General features: G+C 73.5%; 23 protein-coding genes and 1 pseudogene. 7 read left to right on the top strand and 17 right to left on the bottom strand.

Features of this window, described 5'->3' with window-relative positions:
* Window positions 1–435, bottom strand: a pseudogene (locus ACIQ8B_RS05485) (M23 family peptidase); the annotation flags it as partial.
* 440 nt (window positions 436–875) lie between these two features.
* On the opposite strand from ACIQ8B_RS05485, the gene ACIQ8B_RS05480 reads away from it, so the two are divergent.
* A complete protein-coding gene (locus ACIQ8B_RS05480; RefSeq protein ID WP_290005445.1) occupies window positions 876–1,544 on the top strand; it encodes an HAD family acid phosphatase in 669 nt (222 codons plus the stop codon).
* A 75-nt stretch (window positions 1,545–1,619) separates the two neighbouring features.
* Here the strand turns inward: ACIQ8B_RS05480 and ACIQ8B_RS05475 are convergent, their stop codons facing one another.
* The gene (locus ACIQ8B_RS05475) at window positions 1,620–4,145 is read right to left on the bottom strand and encodes an ATP-dependent Clp protease ATP-binding subunit (protein WP_106413106.1); all 2,526 of its coding nucleotides are present in this window, start codon (window positions 4,143–4,145) and stop codon (window positions 1,620–1,622) included.
* Between the two features lie 431 nt (window positions 4,146–4,576).
* Between ACIQ8B_RS05475 and ACIQ8B_RS05470 the strand changes: the two genes are divergently transcribed.
* The gene (locus ACIQ8B_RS05470) at window positions 4,577–5,293 is read left to right on the top strand and encodes an SCO3374 family protein (protein ID WP_403545443.1); all 717 of its coding nucleotides are present in this window, start codon (window positions 4,577–4,579) and stop codon (window positions 5,291–5,293) included.
* Here the strand turns inward: ACIQ8B_RS05470 and ACIQ8B_RS05465 are convergent.
* The 10 genes from ACIQ8B_RS05465 to ACIQ8B_RS05420 all read right to left on the bottom strand — a co-directional run bounded on the left by ACIQ8B_RS05465 (window position 5,272) and on the right by ACIQ8B_RS05420 (window position 13,581).
* Window positions 5,272–5,607 (bottom strand): Lsr2 family protein, encoded by a 336-nt coding sequence (locus ACIQ8B_RS05465; protein WP_403545441.1) that lies wholly within the window; start codon window positions 5,605–5,607, stop codon window positions 5,272–5,274. The two genes, ACIQ8B_RS05470 and ACIQ8B_RS05465, sit on opposite strands and share 22 nt — an antisense overlap.
* A gap of 226 nt (window positions 5,608–5,833) precedes the next feature.
* Window positions 5,834–6,367: an amino-acid N-acetyltransferase gene (locus tag ACIQ8B_RS05460; RefSeq protein ID WP_106413109.1), complete on the bottom strand. Its 534-nt coding sequence runs from the start codon at window positions 6,365–6,367 to the stop codon at window positions 5,834–5,836.
* 9 nt (window positions 6,368–6,376) lie between these two features.
* Complete coding sequence (locus ACIQ8B_RS05455) at window positions 6,377–6,808, bottom strand: BlaI/MecI/CopY family transcriptional regulator (RefSeq protein WP_106413110.1); 432 nt, start codon at window positions 6,806–6,808, stop codon at window positions 6,377–6,379.
* Between the two features lie 125 nt (window positions 6,809–6,933).
* Window positions 6,934–7,104 carry a hypothetical protein gene (locus tag ACIQ8B_RS05450; RefSeq protein ID WP_106413111.1) on the bottom strand — a complete coding sequence of 57 codons (171 nt, stop codon included), beginning with the start codon at window positions 7,102–7,104 and terminating at the stop codon, window positions 6,934–6,936.
* A 26-nt stretch (window positions 7,105–7,130) separates the two neighbouring features.
* Window positions 7,131–7,712 carry a hypothetical protein gene (locus tag ACIQ8B_RS05445; protein ID WP_403545438.1) on the bottom strand — a complete coding sequence of 194 codons (582 nt, stop codon included), beginning with the start codon at window positions 7,710–7,712 and terminating at the stop codon, window positions 7,131–7,133.
* Between the two features lie 192 nt (window positions 7,713–7,904).
* On the bottom strand, window positions 7,905–8,702 hold the full coding sequence (locus ACIQ8B_RS05440) for a type III pantothenate kinase (RefSeq protein ID WP_106413113.1): 798 nt from the start codon (window positions 8,700–8,702) through the stop codon (window positions 7,905–7,907).
* Window positions 8,703–8,710: 8 nt separating this feature from the next.
* Window positions 8,711–9,688 (bottom strand): carboxylating nicotinate-nucleotide diphosphorylase, encoded by a 978-nt coding sequence (gene nadC / locus ACIQ8B_RS05435; RefSeq protein WP_290005432.1) that lies wholly within the window; start codon window positions 9,686–9,688, stop codon window positions 8,711–8,713.
* A 5-nt stretch (window positions 9,689–9,693) separates the two neighbouring features.
* Complete coding sequence (locus ACIQ8B_RS05430; protein WP_403545436.1) at window positions 9,694–11,565, bottom strand: L-aspartate oxidase; 1,872 nt, start codon at window positions 11,563–11,565, stop codon at window positions 9,694–9,696.
* Window positions 11,562–12,560, bottom strand: coding sequence for a pantoate--beta-alanine ligase (gene panC, locus ACIQ8B_RS05425; protein ID WP_290005429.1), 999 nt, complete (start codon window positions 12,558–12,560; stop codon window positions 11,562–11,564). Before panC ends, ACIQ8B_RS05430 begins: the two co-directional genes overlap by 4 nt.
* A 73-nt stretch (window positions 12,561–12,633) precedes the next feature.
* Window positions 12,634–13,581 carry a Rossmann-like and DUF2520 domain-containing protein gene (locus ACIQ8B_RS05420; protein WP_403545434.1) on the bottom strand — a complete coding sequence of 316 codons (948 nt, stop codon included), beginning with the start codon at window positions 13,579–13,581 and terminating at the stop codon, window positions 12,634–12,636.
* Window positions 13,582–13,751: 170 nt separating this feature from the next.
* Here ACIQ8B_RS05420 and ACIQ8B_RS05415 point away from each other — a divergent pair, with 170 nt between their 5' ends.
* Both ACIQ8B_RS05415 and ACIQ8B_RS05410 read left to right on the top strand, forming a co-directional pair.
* A complete protein-coding gene (locus tag ACIQ8B_RS05415) occupies window positions 13,752–14,972 on the top strand; it encodes a threonine aldolase family protein (RefSeq protein WP_403545432.1) in 1,221 nt (406 codons plus the stop codon).
* 130 nt (window positions 14,973–15,102) lie between these two features.
* Window positions 15,103–16,209 carry a DUF5937 family protein gene (locus ACIQ8B_RS05410; RefSeq protein ID WP_403545430.1) on the top strand — a complete coding sequence of 369 codons (1,107 nt, stop codon included), beginning with the start codon at window positions 15,103–15,105 and terminating at the stop codon, window positions 16,207–16,209.
* 20 nt (window positions 16,210–16,229) lie between these two features.
* Here ACIQ8B_RS05410 and ACIQ8B_RS05405 read toward each other — a convergent pair whose 3' ends face one another.
* The 3 genes from ACIQ8B_RS05405 to ACIQ8B_RS05395 all read right to left on the bottom strand — a co-directional run bounded on the left by ACIQ8B_RS05405 (window position 16,230) and on the right by ACIQ8B_RS05395 (window position 18,827).
* The gene (locus ACIQ8B_RS05405; RefSeq protein WP_403545428.1) at window positions 16,230–16,829 is read right to left on the bottom strand and encodes an AAA family ATPase; all 600 of its coding nucleotides are present in this window, start codon (window positions 16,827–16,829) and stop codon (window positions 16,230–16,232) included.
* A gap of 32 nt (window positions 16,830–16,861) precedes the next feature.
* Window positions 16,862–17,533, bottom strand: coding sequence for a response regulator transcription factor (locus ACIQ8B_RS05400; protein ID WP_290005419.1), 672 nt, complete (start codon window positions 17,531–17,533; stop codon window positions 16,862–16,864).
* Window positions 17,534–17,624: 91 nt separating this feature from the next.
* A complete protein-coding gene (locus tag ACIQ8B_RS05395; RefSeq protein ID WP_290005417.1) occupies window positions 17,625–18,827 on the bottom strand; it encodes a sensor histidine kinase in 1,203 nt (400 codons plus the stop codon).
* Window positions 18,828–18,976: 149 nt separating this feature from the next.
* On the opposite strand from ACIQ8B_RS05395, the gene ACIQ8B_RS05390 reads away from it, so the two are divergent.
* Window positions 18,977–19,996 (top strand): SAM-dependent methyltransferase, encoded by a 1,020-nt coding sequence (locus ACIQ8B_RS05390; RefSeq protein WP_403545426.1) that lies wholly within the window; start codon window positions 18,977–18,979, stop codon window positions 19,994–19,996.
* 15 nt (window positions 19,997–20,011) lie between these two features.
* Here the strand turns inward: ACIQ8B_RS05390 and ACIQ8B_RS05385 are convergent, their stop codons facing one another.
* Window positions 20,012–21,163 (bottom strand): NADH-quinone oxidoreductase subunit D, encoded by a 1,152-nt coding sequence (locus tag ACIQ8B_RS05385; RefSeq protein ID WP_290005415.1) that lies wholly within the window; start codon window positions 21,161–21,163, stop codon window positions 20,012–20,014.
* 31 nt (window positions 21,164–21,194) lie between these two features.
* On the opposite strand from ACIQ8B_RS05385, the gene ACIQ8B_RS05380 reads away from it, so the two are divergent.
* Entirely contained in the window at window positions 21,195–21,749 is a 555-nt protein-coding gene (locus ACIQ8B_RS05380; RefSeq protein WP_290005414.1) for a PH domain-containing protein, read from the top strand.
* A complete protein-coding gene (locus ACIQ8B_RS05375; protein ID WP_290005413.1) occupies window positions 21,746–23,080 on the top strand; it encodes a PH domain-containing protein in 1,335 nt (444 codons plus the stop codon). Before ACIQ8B_RS05380 ends, ACIQ8B_RS05375 begins: the two co-directional genes overlap by 4 nt.
* A gap of 79 nt (window positions 23,081–23,159) precedes the next feature.
* Here ACIQ8B_RS05375 and ACIQ8B_RS05370 read toward each other — a convergent pair whose 3' ends face one another.
* Window positions 23,160–24,425 carry a hypothetical protein gene (locus ACIQ8B_RS05370; protein WP_403545423.1) on the bottom strand — a complete coding sequence of 422 codons (1,266 nt, stop codon included), beginning with the start codon at window positions 24,423–24,425 and terminating at the stop codon, window positions 23,160–23,162.
* Window positions 24,426–24,821: the final 396 nt, after the last annotated feature.

Genomic DNA, 24,821 nt, shown 5'->3' with positions numbered 1-24,821 from the left:
CGGGGTGCCGGTCGGGACGGCGTAGTCCTGGCCGGAGTGCTTGGAGGCCCACATGCCGCCGTTCTGCGCGAAGCTCGCGGACAGCTTGTAGTTCTCGACCGGGTCGATCCAGGAGGCGGCCTTCTTCTCGGCCGCGGCCTGGGCGGCCTTCTTCGCCTGGGCGGCCTTGGCGGCGGCCGCCTTCTTCGCCTCGGCGGCCTTCTGGGCCTTGGCGGCCTGCGCCTGAACGGCCTTCGCCTGGGCCTCCGCGGCCTTGGACTGGGCCGCCGCCTGCGCCTGCACGGCGCCGGCCGCGCCGGAGGCGGCCGTGGTGTCGACGGCGGCCGCGACCCCGGCTCCCAGGACGACCGAGGTGCCCAGGCCGGCGGCCAGGACGGCCGCGCGGGTACGGGTGGCGGACGTACGGGGGAGACGGGACGTGACGCGCTCGAACATCGAAACCTCATGGGGGAGGGGACAGAGGAGAACCACCGGCTCGCGGGGTCCGCGGCGCGGTGGCTCCTCAGTGGTAACCCTTCCGCCCGAAAAGCCGCAAAGGTGTGATCTACGACCGAAACTCGTAGATTCCTACTGAGATGCGCGTCTCTTGACAGAGGGCTCGCACGGGGCGGAGGCCCCATTTCAAGCCGTTCACTCTCACTTTCGGCCGGAATGTCCGATGTAGTTTCGGTCGTCCTCTACTATTCCGGGCCGTACCGGACACCACCTCTGTGCACCATGTCACCGGCGGAGTGAAAACGCGGCCGCAGAAATGTGGCGCAGGCCTCTGGTCGCCTACCGTCCGGTAACCCTACGGTTCACCTCGCGTCACCCTCGCACACGAGCATGCACACGACATGTTGGCAGCGTCACGGACGTGAGAGGACCCCCACGACATGAGAAGCCGACGCCCCTGGCTGCGCCGCGTATCGGTGACCGCCGTCTCCGCGACCGCACTGGTGGCCCTCGCCGCACCGGCCGAGGCCGAACCCGCCGCCGCGCCGCCCACGACGGCCACCGCCGCCCTCCCCGCCACCGCCCCGGCCACCGCTCCGACCGCCCTCGCGGCGGACGTCGACTACGACACCTGGCAGCGCGACTGCCAGGCGGTCATGGACCAGGCCCTGCCCTACGTGAAGCAGCGCATCGCCGACGCCCGGCCCGGCGAGAAGCAGGCGATCGTCCTCGACGTCGACAACACCGCCCTGGAGACCGACTTCGGCTTCAGCTTCCCGCAGCCCGCCAACAAGCCGGTCCTGGAGGTCGCCCGCTACGCCGAGGAGCGCGGCGTCGACCTGTTCTTCGTCACCGCCCGCCCCGGCATCATCCACGCGCCCACCGAGTGGAACCTCGACCACGCCGGCTACGAGTCCTCCGGCCTGTACGTCCGCGGCTTCCTGGACCTCTTCAGGAACGTCGCCGAGTACAAGACGGCCCAGCGCGCCGCCATCGAGCGCAAGGGCTACACGATCATCGCCAACATCGGCAACAACCCCACCGACCTCTCGGGCGGCCACGCCGAGCGCACCTTCAAGCTCCCGGACTACGACGGTCAGCTGTCCTGACCGGCCCCGGGCACAGATGAGGGGCCGGCACCCTCGCGGGTGCCGGCCCCTCTCACAGGCCGTGAGGCAGGGCGCTCACGCGTCCTTGCTCAGGTTCGGGCCGGCGCCACCGGCCGCCTGCTCGATCGGCGGGACGTCGGGCAGCGCCGACTTCTCCTCACCGCGGAAGGTGAAGGTCTGGGACTCGCCCTCGCCCTCGGTGTCCACGACCACGATGTGACCGGGACGCAGCTCGCCGAAGAGGATCTTCTCCGACAGCGAGTCCTCGATCTCCCGCTGGATGGTCCGGCGCAGCGGCCGGGCGCCCAGCACGGGGTCGTAGCCCCTCTTGGACAGCAGCTCCTTGGCGGACTGGGAGAGCTCGATGCCCATGTCCCGGTCCTTCAGGCGCTCGTCCACCTTGTCGATCATCAGGTCGACGATCCGCAGGATGTCGCCCTGGGTCAGCTGCGGGAAGACCACCACGTCGTCGACGCGGTTGAGGAACTCGGGCCGGAAGTGCTGCTTGAGCTCGTCCGAGACCTTGTTCTTCATGCGCTCGTAGTTGGTCTTCGTGTCACCCGCGGCGGCGAAGCCCAGGTTGAAGCCCTTGGAGATGTCCCGGGTGCCGAGGTTGGTCGTCATGATGATGACCGTGTTCTTGAAGTCCACGACCCGGCCCTGGGAGTCGGTCAGGCGACCGTCCTCCAGGATCTGCAGCAGCGAGTTGAAGATGTCCGGGTGGGCCTTCTCGACCTCGTCGAAGAGGACGACCGAGAACGGCTTGCGGCGCACCTTCTCCGTCAGCTGGCCGCCCTCCTCGTAGCCCACGTAACCGGGGGGCGAACCGAAGAGACGCGAGACCGTGTGCTTCTCGCTGAACTCCGACATGTCGAGGGAGATCAGCGCGTCCTCGTCGCCGAAGAGGAACTCCGCGAGCGCCTTGGACAGCTCCGTCTTACCGACACCGGACGGACCGGCGAAGATGAACGAGCCACCCGGACGCTTCGGGTCCTTCAGACCGGCGCGGGTACGGCGGATCGCCTTGGACAGCGCCTTGACGGCGTCGTCCTGGCCGATGACCCGCTTGTGCAGCTCCTCCTCCATGCGGAGCAGGCGGCTGGACTCCTCCTCGGTCAGCTTGAAGACCGGGATGCCGGTGGCGGTCGCGAGGACCTCGGCGATCAGCTCGCCGTCGACCTCGGCGACGACGTCCATGTCGCCGGCCTTCCACTCCTTCTCCCGCTTCGCCTTGGCGGCCAGGAGCTGCTTCTCCTTGTCGCGCAGCGAGGCGGCCTTCTCGAAGTCCTGCGAGTCGATCGCGGACTCCTTGTCGCGGCGGACGCCGGCGATCTTCTCGTCGAACTCGCGCAGGTCCGGCGGCGCGGTCATCCGGCGGATGCGCATCCGGGAGCCGGCCTCGTCGATCAGGTCGATCGCCTTGTCCGGCAGGAAGCGGTCCGAGATGTACCGGTCGGCCAGGGTGGCGGCCTGGACCAGCGCCTCGTCCGTGATGGAGACGCGGTGGTGCGCCTCGTAGCGGTCGCGCAGGCCCTTGAGGATCTCGATCGTGTGCGGCAGGGACGGCTCGGCGACCTGGATGGGCTGGAAGCGGCGCTCGAGGGCCGCGTCCTTCTCCAGGTGCTTGCGGTACTCGTCCAGCGTGGTCGCACCGATGGTCTGGAGCTCGCCGCGGGCCAGCATCGGCTTGAGGATGCTCGCCGCGTCGATCGCGCCCTCGGCGGCGCCCGCGCCGACCAGCGTGTGCAGCTCGTCGATGAACAGGATGATGTCGCCGCGGGTGCGGATCTCCTTGAGCACCTTCTTCAGGCGCTCCTCGAAGTCACCGCGGTAGCGGGAGCCGGCCACCAGGGCACCGAGGTCCAGGGTGTAGAGGTGCTTGTCCTTGAGGGTCTCGGGCACCTCGCCCTTGACGATGGCCTGGGCGAGGCCCTCGACGACGGCGGTCTTGCCGACGCCGGGCTCACCGATCAGCACCGGGTTGTTCTTGGTACGGCGGGACAGCACCTGCATGACCCGCTCGATCTCCTTCTCGCGCCCGATGACCGGGTCGAGCTTGGACTCGCGGGCGGCCTGGGTGAGGTTCCGGCCGAACTGGTCGAGGACCAGGGACGTGGAAGGCGTGCCCTCCGCAGGACCGCCGGCGGTGGCGGTCTCCTTGCCCTGGTAACCGGAGAGCAGCTGGATCACCTGCTGCCGCACGCGGTTCAGATCAGCGCCCAGCTTGACCAGGACCTGGGCGGCGACGCCCTCGCCCTCACGGATCAGGCCGAGCAGGATGTGCTCCGTGCCGATGTAGTTGTGGCCCAGTTGAAGGGCCTCGCGGAGCGACAGCTCCAGGACCTTCTTGGCACGGGGGGTGAAGGGGATGTGACCCGACGGGGCCTGCTGGCCCTGCCCGATGATCTCCTCCACCTGCTGGCGGACCGCCTCGAGCGAAATCCCGAGGCTCTCAAGGGCCTTGGCGGCGACACCCTCACCCTCGTGGATCAGGCCCAGGAGGATGTGCTCGGTGCCGATGTAGTTGTGGTTGAGCATCCGGGCTTCTTCCTGAGCCAGGACGACAACCCGCCGCGCGCGGTCGGTGAACCTCTCGAACATCGTTAATCGCTCCTCAGAGCGGTCAGGCAGTGGGGGGAACTTCCCCTCCCTGTCCTTCCGCAGCTTAGTCCCGCGAGCGGGGACCGCTCATTCCAACTGCCGACACCGTCGATGGCCTCCTGACCCCGCTCACGCCGACATCTGCTCCAACCCGATGGTGCGAGACGATGTTCCCGCAGGCCAGGCAGTTACCCCCTTCGCCAGTACGCCCGTGGCGAACGGGAGCCGTCCCGCCCTGCGTGTCGCCCCCTCCCACTAGGGATGTCTTACCCGCTGCTACGGACCGTCCATGCCGAGTGCACGGGTTCCCTCCGCTACGGGCGAACAACCTTGCGCTCTCCTGCACCCCCGCACGCCCCCCTGATCACCACCGTACGCACGCGTTCGCGCACCCAGCGTAACCACACGGGCCGTCGTCCGTTGCCCCGGTCATGGCCGGTCTCCGTTCCGCCGCCCTCCCGGCGCCCCGCCGGCCGGCCGTGCCCGCCCGCGGGGAGAGTGAGGGCCGTCACGGCGACCGGACGCGGCTCTGGTACGAGAACGTACTGGGATGGCCCACGGTGCCCGGCGTCCCGCCGCGGCTGGTGGTGGGCGTGCGCTTCGACGTCCTGGACGTGCCCGCGGAGGCGGGCCGTGCGGCGCTGGAGCGGCTGGGCGGGGCCGCGAGGGGCTTCCCGGTCGCCCTCCAGGAGGGCCGGATGCGGCTCCTGGTGGCCGCGGGCGGCGCGGACGAGCTGCCGGGGCTGCTGGAGTGGCTGGAGTGGGGCGGGCTGGGTCTCGGCCTGCGCGCGCTCGGCGAGGGGAGCCTCATGGACGCCCCCGCCGCCCCCGCCCCGTGGGCCGCCGGGGCCGGGCCGGACGCGCCGTGCGGGCTCCCGGCCGCCGGGCGCCCCGGCGACGAGGGCCCGGGCATTTCGCGGGGGGCCGCCGTGTGGCTGCGGCCCCCCGAGCCGGGTCGCGAGGCAGAGAGCTCGCTGCCGGCGCTGTCGGCGATGGGCACGAGGGGCTCGCGAGGGGTCGGTGACGGCCCCCCGGACCTCGTGCGGCTGGTGAACACCGTGGCGACGCAGATCCTCCGCGTACGCCTGCGGCGCGCCGGTGCGGGCGCCGCCGCGCGGGGCACGGGTCAGCCGTTGGCCTTCTCGTAGGCCTCGCGGATGGACGCGGGGACGCGGCCGCGGTCGTTGACCTCGTAACCGTTCTCCTTCGCCCAGGCGCGGATGGCCGCGGTGTCCTGGCTGCCGCCGGAGGAGGGACGCGTCTTCCCGCGCCCGCCCGAAGCACGGCCCCCGGTACGGCGGCCGCCCTTCACGTAAGGCTCGAGAAGGCCGCGGAGCTTCTCCGCGTTGGCGGTGGTGAGATCGATCTCGTAGGTCTTGCCGTCCAACGCGAACGTCACGGTCTCGTCCGCCTCGACGCCGTCGAGGTCGTCGACAAGAAGGACCTGAACCTTCTGTGCCACCGGATTTCCTTTCATCGATAACTTGAGGGCCGGGGTGAGCCGGCGTCCGCCGTATCGCCGCCCCTTGTTATATGCAGTACTGCAGTACCTCGGAAAGCAAACCGCTTTTGCCGTAAAAACACAAACCCCCGGCAGAGGGCAGGGGCCCGCGCACACCCCGGAAACGTGCGCGTTTCGGACATAGGGCACCCGCATAGGGGGCCTGACACAGATGGCGGACCACAGATCACAGATGCAGAAGCATCCGGCTGTTGCCCAAGGTGTTCGGTTTCACGCGTTCGAGGCCGAGGAACTCCGCGACACCCTCGTCATAGGAGCGCAGCAACTCCGCGTACACATCGCGGTCGACGGGCGTCTCACCGATCTCCACGAAGCCGTGCTTGGCGAAGAAGTCCACTTCGAAGGTCAGACAGAAAACGCGTCGAACACCGAGCCAGCGGGCCGTGCGCAGCAACTTCTCCAGCAGGCGGTGTCCCACGCCGGCGCCCTTCAGGCCCGGCTTGACGGCGAGAGTGCGGACTTCCGCGAGGTCTTCCCACATCACGTGCAGGGCGCCACAGCCGACGACCTCCGCGTTGTCGTCCCGTTCCGCCACCCAGAACTCCTGGATGTCCTCGTAAAGCGTCACCATGGCTTTGTCGAGCAGGATGCCCTCGCGGACGTAGACGTCGAGGAGGCGGCGTACGGCCGGCACATCGCCGGTGCGGGCCCGCCGCACGGTGAGGGCATTTGCGGTGACTTCGGGGCTGTCTGCTGACATGGACGGACGCTATCGCCCGCCGGGCTCGTCACGAGAGGCGGGGTTCTCGTCGGGAGAGCCGGCGATGTCGTCGGGGGTTTGCGGGAGCTGGACGATCCGCATGGCGTCCCGGAGAGCCCGCTGCTGTTCCTCGCTCATCATGCCGAAGAACGCGACGAGAGCCGCGGCGGCGTTGTCGCTCTGCGACCACGCCTCGTTCATGAGGGCGGCGGCGTAGGCGGCGCGAGTGGAGACGGCCTCATATCGATAGGCGCGGCCCTCGGACTCCCGTCGCACCCAGCCCTTCTGATGGAGATTGTCCAAAACGGTCATCACCGTGGTGTACGCGATGGACCGCTCCTTCTGGAGATCTTCCAGGACTTCCCGAACGGTCACCGGGCGGTTCCACTTCCAGACCCGCGTCATGACCGCGTCTTCGAGTTCTCCCAAGGGGCGAGGCACACCTCAGAACAATAGTGGGAGAACCCGGCGATGGCGTGCCGGACGTGCGCGATCACCAGCGAACCATGACAAAAAGGGCGTACGACGGCCTGTCGTACGCCCCTGTGGCGCGTGCCGGGCGACGGTCAGGCGTCGGTCTTGCCGGCCTGGCCGTCCGCCCGGGCGAGGGCCGCGTCGACGGCGGCGTCCTCCTTGTTCTTGTTGGCGCCGCCCTGCGTCTTCACGATGACGCGGATCACTCCGACGAAGAAGACGGCCATGACGGCCGGGGGCAGGAGCGCGGAGACGTAGTCCATGCGTCCAGAGTAGCCAGCGGGACGGGTCAGCCGGCGGCCAGGTGCCGGCCCGGCGGCGGTGTGGCGGGTTTGCGCCGGGGGAAGACCTCGCCGGGCGTGGGCACGGGCCGCCGGGTCGGGCGGGGCGTGCCCGGGGCGGGCGTGGGGCCCGGGTTCGGCGCCGGGTGGGGCGTCGAGGGCCGCTCCTCCGGCTTCTTCCCCTGCCCCACGGAGGCCAGCCCCCCGGGCAGGGCGGTCAGGCGGACACGCGCGCAGTGCCGCAGCAGGGCGGCCGCGGCGGGGTTGCCGCGCAGGGCGCGCAGGGCGGCCAGATCGTCGAGCTGGGGCCGGTATCCGGCGCCCAGCGCCTCCTCCAGGAGCGCGAGGTAGCCGGCGGCGGCGCCGGGGAGGGCGGCGCGGTAACGGCCGAGGTCGGCCACGAGGAAGGCGCGCAGCCGGGCACTCTCGCGCGTCACCTCGTCGAGGGACGCGGCGAGGCGCAGACAGTCCTGGACGTCGTCGGCCGTGGCCGGGCTGGGGTGCAGGGCGAGGGCGAGGGCACGGCGGAGCACACGCAGCTCCTCCGCACCGAACGCCAGGCCGCCGCGGGATCCGTAGGGCGTGGGCATGGTGCGACGATACGCGCTAATCAGACAAATCCGCCTGAAGATCGCATGTGTGGCGCGGCCACCACCCGGGTGGCCCGCCCGGCCGGGGCACGGGCGGGGCGGCCGGCCGGGGCACGGGCGGGGCGGCCGGGCGGGACTTCGCGGAGCGCGCCCAGGCGGTCGAGCCGGGGCACGTGCCGCGAACGGCGTGCGCTACATGCGGGAGACGTTCCGTTCGTAGACCAGGCGGAGGCCGATCAGGGTCAGCCACGGCTCGTGTTCGTCGATCACCGTGGCCTCCCCCAGCACCATCGGCGCGAGTCCGCCCGTGGCGATGACGGTGACGTCGTCCGGGTCGTCCGACAGCTCCCGCGCCATGCGGTGGACGACTCCGTCCACCTGGCCGGCGAAGCCGTAGACGATGCCCGACTGCATCGCCGCGACCGTGTTCTTGCCGATGACCGTGCGGGGCCGGGCCACCTCGATCTTGCGGAGCTGGGCCGCCTTGACGCCGAGCGCCTCCACCGAGATCTCGATGCCGGGCGCGATGACCCCGCCGACGTACTCCCCGCGCGCGGAGACCGCGTCGAAGGTCGTCGCCGTGCCGAAGTCGACGACGATCGCCGGGCCGCCGTACAGCTCGTTGGCGGCGACCGCGTTGATGATGCGGTCGGCGCCGACCTCCTTGGGGTTGTCGAACTGGATCGGCACGCCCGTCTTCACGCCCGGCTCCACCAGCACCGCGGGCACGTCGCCGTAGTAGCGGCGGGTGACCTCGCGCAGTTCGTGCAGCACGGACGGGACGGTCGCGCAGATGGCGATGCCGTCGACGCCGTCGCCCAGTTCGTCGCCGAGCAGGGGGTGCATGCCCATCAGGCCCTGCAGGAGCACCGCCAGCTCGTCCGCAGTGCGGCGCGCGTCCGTGGAGATGCGCCAGTGCTCGACGATCTCGTCGCCGTCGAACAGGCCGAGAACGGTGTGCGTGTTGCCCACGTCGATGGTCAGCAGCATGGCCGGTCCTACTCCGCAGCGCGCAGGTCGAGGCCGATGTCGAGAATCGGCGAGGAGTGGGTGAGGGCGCCCACGGCGAGGTAGTCGACGCCCGTGTCGGCGTACGCCTTGGCATGGGCGAGGGTGAGGCGGCCGGAGGCCTCCAGCGCCGCGCGGCCGGCGACGAGGGCCACGGCCTCCTGGCACTCGCCGGGGGTGAAGTTGTCCAGCAGGATGAGGTCGGCGCCCGCGTCCAGGACCTCGCGGAGCTGGTGCAGGGTGTCGACCTCGACCTCGATCGGGACGTCGGGGAACTGCTCGCGGACGGCCTGGAACGCCTGCGCGACACCGCCGGCGGCCACCACGTGGTTGTCCTTGACCAGCGCCGCGTCCGACAGGGACATGCGGTGGTTGACGCCGCCGCCGCAGCGCACGGCGAACTTCTCCAGACTGCGCAGCCCCGGCGTGGTCTTGCGGGTGTCGCGCACCTTCGCCTTGGTGCCCTCCAGCGCGTCCGCCCACGCGCGCGTGGCCGTCGCGATGCCGGACAGGCGGCACAGCAGGTTGAGGGCGCTGCGCTCGGCGGTGAGGATGTCGCGGGTGCGGGTGGTGACCGACAGGAGCACCTGTCCGGCCGCCACGCGGTCGCCGTCCTCCACGTGCCGCTCGACCTCGAACTCCTCGGTGCAGACGATCGACATGACCGCCTCGGCGACCCGGAGGCCGGCCACCGTGCCCGCCTCCCGCGCGGTGAAGTCGGCGGTGGCGACGGCGTCCTCCGGGATGGTCGCGACCGTGGTCACGTCCACGCCGTGCGCCAGGTCCTCCTGGAGGGCGACGTTGGCGATGTCCTCGACCTCGACGGGGTCGAGCCCCGCGTCGGCCAGGAGCTGGGCGAGCGCGGGGTCGAGCCCGCACTCCAGGTAGGCGTCCTCCTCGCCGGCGCCGCAGGCGCAGCCGTCGCCGCAGCCGTCGGAGGAGACGAGGGGAAGGTCGGGGGTGGTCACTGCTGTCACTGCTCCTGGGCCTGGGTGAGGGTCGGGGGGAAGTCTGTGGTGTCGGTGGTGCGCACCGCCAGCGATCGGTCGGGATTCAGCCGTACGACGATGTGGCGGCGCCACGCCGTGTCGTCGCGCTCGGGACGGTCCTCGCGCCAGTGGCAGCCGCGGGTCTCCTCGCGCCGCCGGGCGGCGGCCACCAGGACGCGGGCGACGCACAGCAGGTTGGTGGCCTCCCAGGTGTCGACGCCCGGCTCGGCGGTCTTGCCGTTCTCGTCGAGGGCGTCGCGCGCGTCGGCGTGCAGCCGGTGCAGACGGTCGGCGGCCTCGGCCAGGGACGCCTCGGAGCGCAGGACGCCCGCGCCGCGGGTCATGATCCGCTGGACGGCGAGGCGGGCCTCCGGCGGGAGCAGCGGGTGGGCGGGGCGCTCCGCCGTGGGCAGCGGCTGCGGCACGCGCGCGCGGAGGCCGGTGCGGGCGATGTCGGCGGCGATGCGCTCGGCGTAGACGAGGCCTTCGAGGAGCGAGTTGGACGCGAGCCGGTTGGCGCCGTGCACGCCGGTGCAGGCGACCTCACCGCACGCGTACAGGCCGGGCACGGTGGTGCGGCCGTGGGAGTCGGTGCGGACGCCGCCGGAGGCGTAGTGGGCGGCCGGGGCGACGGGCACGAGCCCGGTGACCGGGTCGATGCCGTGGGCGCGGCAGGCGGCCAGGATGGTCGGGAAGCGGCGCTCCCACATCTCGGCGCCGAAGTGGCGGGCGTCGAGGTACATGTGCTCGGCGTCCTGCTCCCGCATGCGGCGCATGATGCCCTTGGCGACGATGTCCCGGGGCGCCAGCTCGGCCAGTTCGTGCTGCCCGAGCATGAAGCGCACGCCGTCGCCGTCCACCAGGTGGGCGCCCTCGCCGCGCACCGCCTCGGAGACCAGCGGCTGCTGGCCCTCCGCGTCCGGGCCGAGGAACAGCACCGTGGGGTGGAACTGGACGAACTCCAGGTCGCTCACCTCGGCGCCCGCGCGCAGCGCGAGGGCGACCCCGTCACCGGTGGAGACGGCCGGATTGGTGGTCGCGGAGAACACCTGGCCCATGCCGCCGGTGGCGAGCACCACGGCGGGCGCGTGCACCGCGCCGACGCCGTCGTGCTGGCCCTCCCCCATGACGTGCAGGGTGACGCCGGCGGTGCGGCCCTCGGCGTCGGTGAGCAGGTCCAGCACGAGCGCGTTCTCGATGATGCGCGTGCCCGCCCGTCGCCCGCCACCACCCTCGGCCGAGAGCGCTTCGCGCTCGCCCCTCCCGCTCGCCCGTCGCCCGCCACCACCCTCGGCCGAGAGCGCTTCGCGCTCGCCCCTCCCGCTCGCCCGTCGCCCGCCACCACCCTCGGCCGGAAGCGCTTCGCGCTCGCCCCTCCCGCTCGCGCGGACCGCCTCGACCAGGGCGCGGGAGATCTCCGCGCCGGTGGCGTCGCCGCCCGCGTGGGCGATGCGGCGGCGGTGGTGACCGCCCTCGCGGGTGAGTTCCAGGCCCCCGTCGCTGGACTCGTCGAACTGCGCGCCGGTCGCGATGAGCCGCCGTACGGCGTCGGGGCCCTCGGTGACCAGGATGCGCACCGCCTCCTCGTCGCACAGTCCGGCGCCGGCGACCAGGGTGTCGTCCAGGTGCTGCTCGGGGGTGTCGCCCTCGCCGAGGGCCGCGGCGATGCCGCCCTGCGCCCAGCGGGTCGAGCCGTCGTCGAGGCGCGCCTTGGTGACGACCACGGTCGTCAGACCGGCGGCCTCGCACCGGAGGGCGGCGGTGAGACCGGCGACGCCGGAGCCGACGACCACCACGTCCGCGTCGATGGACCAGCCGGGGGCGGGCGCGTGCAGTCTTATGCCTGTGCTGGTCACGAGGCGTCTCCGAACGTTCCGAACGTCAGGGGGATGTTGTCGATCAGCCGGGTGGCGCCCACGCGCGCGGCGACCGCGAGGACGGCCTCGCCGGTGAAGTCGTCGCCGATCTCGGTGAAGTCCGCCGGGTCCACCAGGGCCAGGTAGCCGAGCTGGAGCGGCGGGTCGAGGCGGGCGGCCTCGTCCAGCACCAGGCGGGCGGCGGCGCGGACCGCGGCGGGACCGCCGGCGGTCGTGGCGACGGCGTGCGCGTCGGCCGCGGCGCGGGACTCGCCGATCGCGCTGAGCGCCTCGGCACGCGCGCGGGAGGCGGGCACCTCGCGGGCGCGGGCGCGCAGTGCCTCCTGCGCGGCGTGCCGGTCGCGGCCCGCGAACAGGGCCTGCGACAGGGCGAGCGCGGTGCGCCGCTCGGCGGGCGACAGGTAGCGGTTGCGGCTGGACAGGGCGAGCCCGTCCTCCTCGCGGACGGTGGGCACGCCGACGATCTCCACCCCGAAGTTCAGGTCGCGCACCATGCGCCGGATCAGGGCGAGCTGCTGGGCGTCCTTCTGCCCGTAGAGGGCGACGTCGGGCCGGGTGAGGTGCAGCAGCTTCGCCACGACGGTGAGCATGCCGTCGAAGTGCCCGGGGCGGGCGGCGCCCTCCAGCCGCTCGCCCATGGGCCCGGCGCTGATCCGGACCTGGGGTTCGCCGCCCGGGTAGACCTCGTCCACGGACGGGGCGAACACGGCGTCCGCGCCGGACCGTCCGGCCAGCTCGACGTCGGCGTCCAGGGTGCGCGGGTAGCGGTCCAGGTCCTCGCCCGCGCCGAACTGCAGCGGGTTGACGAAAACGGTGACGACGACCTCGCCCTCGGGCCCGGCGATCGTCCGGGCGGTGCGGATCAGCGTGGCGTGGCCCTCGTGCAGCGCGCCCATGGTCATCACCACGGCACGGCGGCCGGTACGCGCGCGGTCGTGCAGGTCGGCGGCGGTGCGCAGCAGGGTGGCGGTCATCGGGCGGCTCCGTTCCGGGACGCGCGCGTGGGCGTACGGGTGGGGTGGGCGTGGGGGGCGGGGACGGTGCCGCTCATGGGGTGTCACCCGGGGCGCTTCCGGTGCCGCCGGTCCCGTCGCCCGGGTCGGCGAGCACCCCGAGGAGGGGTTCGGCGAGCTCCGGCTTCAGCAGTCCGTGGGCGAGGGCGCGGTCGGCGGTGGCGCGGGCCATGGCCAGGTACCCGGCGACGGTCCCGGGGGCGTGCTCGCGCAGCTCGGCGACGTGCGCGGCGACCGTGCCGGCGTCGCCGCGGGCGACCGGTCCGGTGAGGGCGGCGTCGCCGGAGCGCAGGGCGTTGTCCAGGGCGGCGCCGAGCAGCGGGCCGAGCATCCGGTCGGGGGCGCCGACGCCCGCGGTGCGCAGCAGTTCCAGGGACTGGGCGACCAGGGTGACCAGGTGGTTGGCGCCCAGGGCGAGGGCGGCGTGGTAGAGCGGGCGCTTCTCCTCGGCAATCCACTCGGGCTCGCCGCCCATCTCGATGACCAGGGCTTCGGCGGCCAGCCGCAGCTCCTCGGGCGCGGTGACGCCGAAGGAACAGCCGGCGAGCCGCTGCACGTCCACGGGGGTGCCGGTGAACGTCATCGCCGGGTGCAGGGCCAGCGGCAGCGCGCCCGCGCGCAGGGCGGGGTCGAGGACCTGCGCGCCGTAGCGGCCGGAGGTGTGCACGAGGAGCTGCCCGGGGCGCACGGCGCCGGTGTCGGCGAGTCCCGCGACCAGCTCGGGCAGGGCGTCGTCGGGGACGGTCAGCAGCACCAGCTCGGACCGCTGGAGCACCTCGGCGGGCGGCACCACCGGCACGTCCGGCAGCATCTGCCCGGCCCGCCTCCGGGACGCGTCGGAGACGGCGGAGACGGCCACCGGGCGGTGCCCGGCCAGCTGGAGGGACGCGGCCAGGGCGGGGCCCACGCGTCCGGCGCCTACGACGCCGACGGTGAGCCGCGCGGGGCGGTCCCGGGGATCGGGCTGTGGGGTTGTGTTCACGCGACGGCGGCCTTCCCGTTCCAGTCCGCTCGGGGTACCGGACGATTTCTCGTCATGTTAACGCGATCGGTTCCGGCGGCCACCGGTCGTCCACAGGCCGTGGGTCCCCGCGGACGCGCCCGCCCCGGCACGCTCGCGAAACCGGGGTGACCGCGCGGAGGCGGTGCGGGATGATCGCGGGCATGACGGACACGGCGGGCGGCACGAGCGGCACCACGACGGACCACGACGGCACGGAACCCGAGACGGAGGGGACCGCCGCGCCCACACCGCGTGAACGGCGCATCGCGGCCTGGCGGAACGCCCCGCGCGTGCTGGCGCGCCTCGGCTTCCTCGCCCCGCTGCGGGAGCGCCTGGCACTGCTGGAGGCCGCGGGCGACGTCCACGACCTCGACGAGACCGCGGACGTCTACGGCAACGGCGTCGTGGAGGCCCTGGAGCGGCGCGTGGCCGGGCTGCTCGGCACGGAGGCCGCCGCCTTCTTCCCGACCGGCACGATGGCGCAGCAGGTGGCCCTGCGCTGCTGGGCCGGCCGCACCGGCGACCCGGCGGTCGCGCTGCATCCGCTGAGCCACCCGGAGGTGCACGAACGGAACGCGTTCAGCCAGGTCAGCGGGTTGCGTCCGGTGCGGTTCGCGGACGAGCCGCGACTGCCCACCGCGGAGGAGGTCCGCGCCTTCGAGGAGCCCTTCGGCGCGCTGATGCTCGAGCTGCCGCTCCGGGACGCCGGGTTCGTGCTGCCCACGTGGGACGAGCTGACCGAGGTGGTGGACGCCGCACGGGAACGCGACGCGGTCGTGCACTTCGACGGGGCCCGGCTGTGGGAGTGCACGGAGCACTTCGGCAGGCCGCTGGAGGAGATCGCGGGCCTCGCCGACAGCGTCTACGTGTCCTTCTACAAGTCCCTCGACGCCTTCGGCGGCGCGGCCCTCGCCGGGCCCGCCTCCCTGATCGAGGAGGCCAGGACCTGGCGGCACCGGTACGGGGGCGCGGTGTTCCAGCAGTTCCCCACCGCGCTGTCCGCGCTGATCGGCCTGGACCGTGAGCTGCCCCGGCTGCCGGAGTACGTCCGCCACGCGCGCGTGGTGGCCGCCGCCCTGCGCGAGGGACTGGAGGCGGGGGGGCTGCCCTGGTTCCGCGTGCACCCCGAGGTGCCGCACACCCACGACTTCCAGGTCTGGCTGCCGTACGAGGCGGAGTTCGCGGCGGAGACGGCGATCCGGGCCGGTGAGGAGACCGGCGCCATGCTGTTCGCGAACCACTGGGGCCCGAAGGGGCCCGGCCTGACCGCCACCGAGGTCTACGTGCGCGCCGCGGCCCTGGAGTGGACGGCGGGCGACGTCCGCACGGCGGCGGCCGACTTCGCCCGCCGCCTGACCGACGGCGCGTAGCCCTCACCGCCCGGCGGCCCGCCCCGCCGGGCGGCCCGCCCCGCCGGGCGGCCCGCCCCGCCGGGCGGCCCGATCGACGAGGGCCGTCCGTCGGGGACCGGGTGTCGGTGGCCGGGTGCACCATGTGGGCATGGGCGTGCACATCGACATCACCGGGCTGCGGCCGGAGCGGATCGCCGTCGTGATCTCCCCGCTGGCCGAGCTGGGCATGGCGCTGCACGCGCTGTCCGAGCCGGCCCACCACCCCGGTCTCCAGGCGTGGGTCACGGGGGTGACCGCGCGGCTGGACCCGCATCTCGCGGACCGCATGTGCGAGGCGGACTTCCTGTGGCGCACGACGTTCTCCGACCTGTTCCTGGCCTGCGCGGGGGTGCCGGGCCGCACGGCGCTGCCCGGCGGCACGCTCGCCGAGGAGCTGGACCTGCTGGACAAGCTGTCGGACGAGCAGTTCGTGGCCGCCGCCCTGGAGTTCACCTGCGCGCTCCCCTACGACGTGCCGGGACGCGGACCGCTCACCGACGAGGGGCTGCGCCGCCGCTCACTCGAGCTGGCCGCCGCGCGGGGACCGCGGCAGATGCTGTTCACCGAGCGGTTGCTGACCGATCCGCCGCTCACCAGGGCGTGGCTGCGGCAGTTCCTCCAGGACTGCGACGAGGCATTCTTCGCCGAGGCGTGGTCCCGGCTGCGGCACCAGCTCGCCGCGGACGCCCGCCTCAAGACGGACCTGCTGCGCCACAAGGGCCTGGGCGAGGCGCTGACGTCGGTGTCCTCCGCCGTGACGCTGGACGAGGCGGCGGGCCGGATCAGCGTCGACAAGCTGGGCGACGGCCGCACCACCACCGGTGACGGAGGGCTGCTGCTGATCCCCACCAGCCTCGGCCGGCCGCACCTGATGGTGCTGCACCGGCACGGCTGGCAGCCCGTGCTGCACTATCCGGTCGGCTCCCCTGCGTGGGCCGCCCCTCCGACGGTCGAGCAGCTCGCCCTCCGGATGACCGCGCTGTCCCACCCGGTGCGGATGCGCATGTGCCGCCATCTGGCCCGCAGCGCGTACACCACCGGCGAGCTGGCGCAGGTGCACGGCATGACCGCGCCGGAGATATCCCGGCACCTGGGCGTGCTGAAGAAGGCGGGTCTGATCACCACCCACCGCCGTGGCCGCTACGTCCTGCACCAGCTCGACGTGACGGTGGTGGCCCGCCTCGGCAGCGACTTCCTGGAGGGCATCCTCCGCTGAGCCCGCGGCAGCCCCGCCGTTCAGCCGAGACGGATGTGGCGCAGTCCCACGCCCGCCTGGCGGAGCCGGGTGCGCAGGCGGCCCTCGTGGTTCGGGCGCAGACCGAGGCCGGCCAGGACGGCGATGCGGTCGGCCGTCTTCGGCACGGTGCTGTGGTCGGTCCACAGGTGCTCGGCGAACTCCGGCCCGGCGAGCCGCTCCAGGCAGTGGTCGAGCCGCTCGACCGCCCAGCTCTCCCGCCGCAGCTGCCCCAGGCCGCGTTCCCGCAGCCGCCGCAGCACCGTCTCCCGCTCGGCGAGCAGCGTGAAGTGCCGTACGTCGTGACCCAGTTCGCGCAGCCGGCCCACGGTCTCGGCGAAGTGGCCGGGGTCGGTGACGGTCATCGGCGCGATCACCACGCCCTCGCGCCGGGTGAGGGTGAGGTCGAGGACCTCCACGACGCCCTGCCGCCAGGCCTTCAAGTCCTGGAAGTCGCCGCGCAGTTCACGCGGCAGCATGCGGTGGAGGCCGAAGCCGGGCTGCTCGGGGTCGCAGACGACGCTGCCCGCCAGGCGGCGCCGTATCTCGTGTGCGGTCTGTGTCTTGCCGCCCCCGAAAGGGCCGTTGATCCACAGGAGCATGCGCGCACCCTACCGGCGGCCGGGGGCGCCGCTCAGCCGTGTCCGCCGGCCCGCACCAGACCCGTTTCGTAGGCGAGGACGACCACCTGCACCCGGTCCCGCAGCCCCAGCTTGGTGAGGATGCGGCCCACGTGCGTCTTCACGGTCGCCTCGGAGAGCACCAGGCGGGACGCGATCTCCCCGTTCGACAGGCCCTGCGCGACCAGCACCATGACCTCGCGCTCGCGTTCGGTGAGCCGCTCCAGCTCCTTGTGCTCGGGCTGCTTGCCGCTGCTGGGCAGCATCGGCGCGAACCGGTCCAGGAGCCGGCGGGTGGTGGAGGGGGCCACCACGGCGTCGCCGCTGTGCACGGCGCGGATCGCGCTGAGCAGTTCGCCGGGCGGCACATCCTTGAGCATGAAGCCGGACGCGCCCGCCTTCAGCCCGGAGAAGGCGTACTCGTCGAGGTCGAAGGTGGTGAGGATGAGCACCTTCGGCGGGTCGGTGTCCGCGCGGATCCTGCGGGTGGTCTCCACACCGTCGAGCTTCGGCATGCGGACGTCCATCAGCACCACGTCGACGGCGGTGGCCCGCAGCACCTCCAGGGCCTCCACGCCGTTGCCCGCCTCCGCGACGACCTCCATGTCCGGCTGGGCGGCGAGCACCATCCGGAAACCGGTGCGCAGCAGCGCCTGGTCGTCGACGAGCATCACGCGGATCGTCATCGTGGCCTCTTCCGTTCAGTCGTTCGGGCGTCGGGGCGTCGGGGCGTCGAAGGGGGGCGTGACAGGTGTCAACAGGGGGCGTGCGTATGTGTCAGTGCGCTGGTTTGAGCGGCAGCAGCGCACTGATGCGGAATCCTCCGCCCGGCCGCGGTCCCGCGTCCAGCGTTCCGCCCACCATGCCGACCCGTTCCCGCATGCCGATCAGGCCGTGGCCCTGGCCGTCGAACCCGCCCTCCTCGTACAGCTCGTGCGGGGCGCCCTTGCCGTCGTCCTCCACGAGCAGGCCCAGCCCGTCGTCGAAGTACACCAGCCGCACGCTGGCGCCCGCGTCGGGACCGCCGTGCTTGCGGGTGTTGGTCAGCGCCTCCTGCACGATCCGGTAGGCGGTCAGCTCGACCCCGCGGGGCAGTTCGCGCGAGGTGCCCTCGACCTTGAAGTCCACGGGCAGCCCGGACTCCCGGCACTGCTCGACGAGGTCCTCGATCTGCTGCAGCCCCGGCTGGGGCACGTACTCCCCCGCCTCCTGGTGCTCGCCGGTGCGCAGCACGCCCAGCAGGCGGCGCATCTCGGCGAGGGCCTGGCGGCCGGTGGTGGAGATGGTCTCCAGGGCCTTCCTGGCCTGGTCGGGCGCCGCGTCGAGGACGTAGGCGGCGCCGTCGGCCTGCACCACCATCACGGACACGTTGTGGGCGACCACGTCGTGCAGCTCGCGGGCTATCCGGGCGCGCTCGGCGGCGACCGCGACCTTGGCCTGCGCCTCGCGCTCCTTCTCCAGCCGGGCGGCCCGCTCCTCCAGCTGCGCGAAGTAGGCGCGGCGGGTGCGTACGGAGTCGCCGAGCACCCATGCGAGGGCGAAGGGCACGGCGAGGATGACCGACAGGACGACGTTCTCGGCCGTGCTCGCGTACGGACTGGGCCAGCGCATCTGCGCGAGCGGGGCCGCGCACAGGCCCGCGGTCAGCGCGAGGCGGGACGCCCAGCGGGCGCCGGTCGCCGCGACCGTGTAGGCGATCACCAGCAGGGCGAAGTCGGCGGGCAGCACGGGCACGTCGAGGATCAGTTGCCCGAGGCCCACCACCAGGGCGAGGACCAGCATCCGCTCCGGCATCCGGCGGCGCAGTGCCACCACCAGGGACAGCAGAAGCATGACCGGGACGATGAGGGCCGGGCTCTCGGTGCCCCGGGACTCCTCCACGGCCGCTCCGCTGACCGCCGTGAGCCCGAACAGGATCACGGCCCAGAAGCCGTCGACCCACGTCGGGTGTCTGCGGAGGAAGTCATAGAGGCGCTGCACGTAACCCAGCGTAGGGAAGCGAAATGCGTGCAGGGGTCAACCGAAGGGCCGATCCCCGCCCGCGCGTGTACTCCCCAAGGTGGAGGCCGGGCCGGTGCGCGCACGTAGCCTGGGCCGGTGACGACGGCGACGGCGGACGCGGGGAAGCGGTGACGGCGGGGACGGCCGGGACGGCGGAGGACGGTTTCCGCGGGTGGCGGGAGGCGGCTCAGGAGGCCCTGTACGGCCCGGACGGCTTCTACCGCCGCCCCGGCACGGGCCCGGCCGGGCACTTCCGGACCTCCGTGCACGCCTCGCCGCTGTACGCGGACGCCGTGGCGCGGCTGCTGTGCCGGGTCGACGAGGCGCTGGGCCGGCCGGCGGCGCTGGACTTCGTGGACCTGGCCGCCGGACGGGGCGAACTGGTCACCGGGGTGCTCGGCGCGCTCCCCGCGGACGTGGCGGACCGTGTGCGCCCCTGCGCGGTCGAGCTGGCCGCGCGGCCCGACGGGCTGGACGGGCGGATCGTGTGGCGGGACGCGCCGCCGGAGGGGATCACGGGGCTGCTGTTCGCCAACGAGTGGCTGGACAACGTGCCGGTGGACGTCGCCGAGACGGACGCGTCCGGCACCCCGCGGTACGTGCTGGTGCGGGCGGACGGGGCCGAGCGGCTCGGGGAGCCGGTCGCCGGGGCGGACGCCGGGTGGCTGGACCGGTGGTGGCCGCTGCCGCCCGAGGAGGGCCTGCGCGCGGAGATCGGACTCCCCCGGGACCGCGCCTGGGCGGCGGCCGTCGGCGCGCTGGAGCGCGGTGTCGCCGTCGCCGTGGACTACGCGCACACGGCCGGCGCGCGCCCGCCGTTCGGGACGCTGACCGCGTTCCGTGAGGGGCGGGAGACGGCGCCGGTGCCGGACGGCTCCCGCGACCTCACGGCGCACGTCGCGCTGGACGCGTGCGCCGCCGCCCCCGCCCTGCCGGGCGCGCGCCTGCTGACGCAGCGGGACGCCCTGCGCTCCCTGGGCGTCACCGGCGGGCGTCCCCCGCTGGCCCTGGCGGGCAGCGACCCGGCCGGCTACGTCCGCGCCCTCGCCGCCGCGGGGGAGGCCGCCGAGCTGACCGCGCCGGGCGGCCTCGGCGACTTCGGCTGGCTGGTGCAGCCGGTGGGGGCCGAGGACGTCCTCGCCGGCTGACGGCCGCCGCGGCGGCTACTTGTCGATGTCGCCGACGACGAAGAACAACGACCCCAGGATCGCCACCATGTCCGCGACCAGCGTGCCCGGCAGCAGCTCGGTGAGCGCCTGGATGTTGTTGTACGACGCCGAGCGCAGCTTCAGCCGGTACGGCGTCTTCTCGCCCCTGCTGACCAGGTAGTAGCCGTTGATGCCGAGCGGGTTCTCGGTCCACGCGTACGTGTGGCCCTCGGGCGCCTTGAGGACCTTCGGCAGCCGCTGGTTGACCGGGCCCGGCGGCAGCTCCGCCAGCCGGTCGAGGCAGGCGTCGGCGAGGTCCAGGGCGTTGTGCGTCTGCTCCAGCAGGCACTCGAAGCGGGCGAGGCAGTCGCCCTCCTCGCGGGTGACCACCTTCAGGACGCCGCCCAGCTCGCCGTAGGCCAGGTACGGCTCGTCGCGGCGCAGGTCGAAGTCGACGCCCGAGGCGCGCCCGATCGGTCCGCTCACCCCGTACGCGTGCACCGCCTCCGGGGACAGCACGCCGACGCCGCGGGTGCGGCCCCGGAAGATCTCGTTGCCGAGCACCAGGTCGTCGAAGCGGTCCATGCACGCGCGCACGTCGGCGACCGCGGCACGCGCGCGTCCCGTCCAGCCCGCCGGGAGCTCCTCCTTGAGGCCGCCGACGCGGTTGAACATGTAGTGGATGCGCCCGCCGGAGGCCTCCTCCATGACGTGCTGGAGCTTCTCGCGCTCGGTGAAGGCGTAGAAGATCGGGGTGATGCCGCCGAGCTCCAGCGGATAGGAGCCGAGGAACATCAGGTGGTTGAGCACCCGGTTCAGCTCCGCGAGCAGCGTGCGCAGCCACACCGCGCGCTCGGGGACCTCCATGCCGAGCATCCGCTCCACGGCGAGCACCACGCCCAGCTCGTTGGAGAACGCCGACAGCCAGTCGTGCCGGTTGGCCAGCATGATGATCTGCCGGTAGTCGCGGGCCTCGAACAGCTTCTCCGCGCCCCGGTGCATGTAGCCGATCACCGGCTCCGCGCGGACGATCCGCTCACCGTCCAGCACGAGCTTCAGCCGCAGCACGCCGTGCGTGGAGGGATGCTGCGGGCCGATGTTGAGCACCATGTCGGTGCTCTCCGCCGCGCCGCCGATTCCGACCATGGTCTCCGTCGTAGGAGTCATGGACACAGTCTGTCCTACGTACGCTGGCCCCATGGAGACGGGGAGCCCGCACGACACGGGAACAGCGGACGCGCCGAAGACGCCCGGGACGGCGGACGTGCCGGCGGCGGACGACGGCACGGCGGAGCCGGAGTGGCGGGCGCTGCCGCCCGGACTGCTGAAGATGCGGCGGCTGCTGCTGGTGGTGTGGCTGGGGCTGCTGACCCTGGCCGCCGCGCTGGTGCCGGGCCTGCTGGCGGGGCCCGGCTGGGGCGCCTTCGCGGTGCTGCCGCTGGCCCTGCTGCTGTGGGGCTGGGTGATGCTGGAGCGCAACTGGCGCTCCTGGCGGTACGCCGAACGCTCCGACGATCTGCTGATCAGCCGCGGCGTCCTCTGGCACGAGGAGACGGTCGTGCCGTACGGACGGATGCAGCTCGTGGAGGTCACCTCCGGGCCCGTCGAGCGGCACTTCGGGCTGGCCAGCGTGCAGCTGCACACGGCCGCCGCGGCCACCGACGCGACCATCCCCGGCCTCGACCCGGCCGAGGCGGAGCGGCTGCGCGACCGGCTCACCGAGCTGGGCGAGGCCCGATCGGCGGGGCTGTGACCGCGCCCGGCGTCCAGGAGGACGTACGCGACCGGCCGCCGGTGACCGAGCGGCGACTGCACCCCGTCACGCCGCTGAGGCGGGCGTGGGCGCCGGTGGCCGTCCTGATGGGGTGGGCGGTGCACGACCCCGACGGGGCGCAGCGCCAGCTCACCCGGCTGACCACGACCACGCTGCTGATCGGCCTCGGCGTGCTCATCCCGGCCGCCGCCCTCTACGGCTTCCTGAGCTGGTGGTTCACCCACTTCGCGGTGACCGACACCGAACTGCGGGTGCGCACCGGGCTGCTGTTCCGGCGCACCGCGCACATCCGGCTGGAGCGCATCCAGGCCATCGACGTCACCCAGCCCCTGCTCGCGCGGGTCGCGGGCGTGGCGAAGCTGAAACTCGACGTCGTGGGCGCCGACAAGAAGGACGAGCTCGCCTTCCTCGGGGCCGGCGAGGCGCGGGCGCTGCGCGCGGAGCTGCTGGCGCGGGCGGCCGGGTTCGCCCCGGAGACCGCGCACGAGGTGGGCGAGGCGCCCTCCCAGCAGATGCTGCGGGTGCCGCCGGGCGTGCTCGCCGTCTCGCTGCTGCTGACCGGCGCGACCTGGGGCTGGCTGGTGGTCGCCGCCGTCGCGCTGCCCCTGTTGTGGACGGCCACCCACAGCCTGTGGACGGTGCTCGCGGCGGGCGTGCCGATGCTCGGCGCGGCGGGCGCGAGCAGCGTGGGCCGCTTCGTCGCCGAGTACGACTGGACGCTGGGCGAGTCGCCCGACGGGCTCCGGATCGACCACGGGCTGCTGGACCGGGCGCACGAGACGGTGCCGCCGGGCCGGGTGCAGACCGTGCGGCTGATCGAGCCGCTGCTGTGGCGGAGGCGGGGCTGGGTGCGGGTCGAGCTGGACGTGGCGGGTTCGTCCAACTCGCTGCTGCTGCCGGTGGCCCCGCGCGCGATGGCCGAGTCGGTCGTCGCGCGCGTCCTGCCCGGGGTGACCGTGCCCCCGCCCGAGGCGCTCTCCCGCCCGCCCCGACGCGCGCGGTGGTGCGTGCCGGTGTGGTGGCGGGGCTACGGACTCGCCGTCACGGACGCGGTGTTCGCCGCCCGGCGCGGTCTGCTGCGGCGCAGCCTGTCGCTGGTCCCGCACGCGAAGGTGCAGAGCGTCCGGCTCGCCCAGGGACCGTGGCAGCGGGCGCGCGGGGTCGCCGACGTCCACGTGGACACCGGCGCCAACGGCACCGTGACGGCCCGGCTGCGCCCCGCCGACGAGGCCGCCGCCCTGCTGCACGCCCAGGCGGAACGGTCCCGCACCGGGCGCAGGGACGCCCTGCCGGACCGCTGGATGGCCTGACAGGCGTGCCGCGCACGGCGAAGGGGCCCCCGCGTCCGGGCGGGGCCCCTTCGCCGGTCCGGGCGGCGTTCCGGCCGGTTCAGGAAGCCGCGCTGCGCAGCCCCTGGACGTCGATGTGCTCGGTCTCGTCGTGGGCCGTCAGGTCGATGACCTGACCGGCGCCGCGCGTCTCCTCGTCGGCCGGCTTGTACCGCGCCTCGGCCTCCGCCTTGTGCAGCGCGAGCGCCTCCTGGCCGACGACGTCGGCGAGGTCCTCGTTCTGCACGGCGTCCAGGGCGGAGCGCTGAGCGTCCTTCTTGGTGCCGAAGAAGTCGAACCCGCCCTCCGACACCGGCTGGCGCACGGGCTGCGTCGGCGGGACGACCGCCACCGCGGTCGGCACGGTGAAGTGCCCGGAGGGCTGCCGCACGGCCGGGCCGGCGGAAGCGGCCGGCGCGGTGGGGGCGGCCGCGCGCTCATGGGCGCCGGCCGCCCGGGTCTGCCCGCCGGCCCCGCCCTCCCGCGCCGGATCGGGCCTGGGCCGCTTCGTCGGCTCCGGCCCGTCGTCCTCGGGGGTGCCGCCGCCCTGGGGGGCGGTGCTCCTCGGGGCGTCCCCGGCCTTCCCGGCCCCGGGGGCGCTCTCCTCGCGCGCGGCCGGGACGGAGGCCTCCGCGTCCGTCCCCTCCGCCGCGCCGGAGTCCGTCTCCCCGGCCTTCGCCTCGCGCCGCCCGGCGAACCGCGCCAGCGCCGCGCCGGCCCGCAGGTACAGCGTCGAGCCCTCCGGGGAGAAGACACCGGGGGTCCTCGCCTCCCGCCCGGCGCCCTCCGTCCGCTCCGCGTCCGCCGTCGTCCCCGCCACCGGCTCGGCAGCGGTGGGCTCCGGCGCCTCGGCGGTCACGGGCTCCGCGCCGGGCGTCGCGGGCGCGCCCGCGGGCAGGGCGCGTGCCGGGACGGCCGTCTCGATCTCCAGCACCCGGCGCTCCTCGAGCACGTTCGCCCGGTCCGCCTCGGCCGCCGCGTACCGGCGCAGCAGCGCGGCGTGTTCGTTGCGCAGGCCCGCCAGTTCCGCGCGCTTGGCGCGCAGCCGCTGCTCCAGCTTCGTGCGCAGCTCGCGCGACTCCTCGAGGTCGGACTCGAGTTCGGCGACCCGTTCCTCGAAACGCCACTCGTCGCTCGCCCGCGCGCGCGTGAGATCGGCGACGCGTTTGCCCGCCTGGGTGTCCCAGTGGCGCATCACGACGGCGCCCGCGATCGCCGTGGCCGCGGCGGCCGCGGCCACGAGACGGAGCACCACCGGCTGCGTGAACACCCAAGGCGCCAGGGCGCAGACGACGGAGACGCCTGCGATCGCCGACGGGGGCAGCATCCTGTGCAGAGGCGGGGAATGACGGTGACGTCCACGTGGCATGGCCAGAAACTTACCGCGCGTAGGCAAATGATGGCGCCCCGCCCCGCAAAAAGAAACCTACACGCGATGTTTCACAGCCCGTCAGCGATGCGGGCGGCGCGTGAATAGGCGGACACCGAATTTCCGTCAAGATCATTTATGGGCCCGTGCGGCACGCAACTCGCCCTCCGCGCATTCGCCTTGTCCCGCCCCCGCTGCCGCCGGACCTCCCGCCCCGGCCGCCCTTGCCCACGGGGGCGTCCCCCGCGCGCACCGCTCTCCGATTCCGCCCGCCGGCGCCCTTCCGTCCCGCCCCTCCGATCCGTTTCGGCGCCCCTCCCGGGACCACTCCCCCGTGCGCCCGCCTTCCGCCGG

Origin of the sequence: Streptomyces sp. NPDC096105 (assembly GCF_044763335.1) — a bacterium.
Classification (GTDB): Bacteria; Actinomycetota; Actinomycetes; order Streptomycetales; family Streptomycetaceae; genus Streptomyces.
This window is presented reverse-complemented; position numbering and strand designations above follow the sequence as displayed.

Bases quoted from the DNA above. Each gene is read 5' to 3' on its own strand.
- ACIQ8B_RS05480 (WP_290005445.1), top strand. From the start codon at position 876: ATGAGAAGCCGACGCCCCTGGCTGCGCCGCGTATCGGTGACCGCCGTC.
- ACIQ8B_RS05475 (WP_106413106.1), bottom strand. From the start codon at position 4,145: ATGTTCGAGAGGTTCACCGACCGCGCGCGGCGGGTTGTCGTCCTGGCT.
- ACIQ8B_RS05470 (WP_403545443.1), top strand. From the start codon at position 4,577: ATGGCCGGTCTCCGTTCCGCCGCCCTCCCGGCGCCCCGCCGGCCGGCC.
- ACIQ8B_RS05460 (WP_106413109.1), bottom strand. From the start codon at position 6,367: ATGTCAGCAGACAGCCCCGAAGTCACCGCAAATGCCCTCACCGTGCGG.
- ACIQ8B_RS05450 (WP_106413111.1), bottom strand. From the start codon at position 7,104: ATGGACTACGTCTCCGCGCTCCTGCCCCCGGCCGTCATGGCCGTCTTC.
- ACIQ8B_RS05445 (WP_403545438.1), bottom strand. From the start codon at position 7,712: ATGCCCACGCCCTACGGATCCCGCGGCGGCCTGGCGTTCGGTGCGGAG.
- ACIQ8B_RS05440 (WP_106413113.1), bottom strand. From the start codon at position 8,702: ATGCTGCTGACCATCGACGTGGGCAACACGCACACCGTTCTCGGCCTG.
- panC (WP_290005429.1), bottom strand. From the start codon at position 12,560: ATGACCGCCACCCTGCTGCGCACCGCCGCCGACCTGCACGACCGCGCG.
- ACIQ8B_RS05415 (WP_403545432.1), top strand. From the start codon at position 13,752: ATGATCGCGGGCATGACGGACACGGCGGGCGGCACGAGCGGCACCACG.
- ACIQ8B_RS05410 (WP_403545430.1), top strand. From the start codon at position 15,103: ATGGGCGTGCACATCGACATCACCGGGCTGCGGCCGGAGCGGATCGCC.
- ACIQ8B_RS05405 (WP_403545428.1), bottom strand. From the start codon at position 16,829: ATGCTCCTGTGGATCAACGGCCCTTTCGGGGGCGGCAAGACACAGACC.
- ACIQ8B_RS05400 (WP_290005419.1), bottom strand. From the start codon at position 17,533: ATGACGATCCGCGTGATGCTCGTCGACGACCAGGCGCTGCTGCGCACC.
- ACIQ8B_RS05385 (WP_290005415.1), bottom strand. From the start codon at position 21,163: ATGACTCCTACGACGGAGACCATGGTCGGAATCGGCGGCGCGGCGGAG.
- ACIQ8B_RS05380 (WP_290005414.1), top strand. From the start codon at position 21,195: ATGGAGACGGGGAGCCCGCACGACACGGGAACAGCGGACGCGCCGAAG.
- ACIQ8B_RS05370 (WP_403545423.1), bottom strand. From the start codon at position 24,425: ATGCTGCCCCCGTCGGCGATCGCAGGCGTCTCCGTCGTCTGCGCCCTG.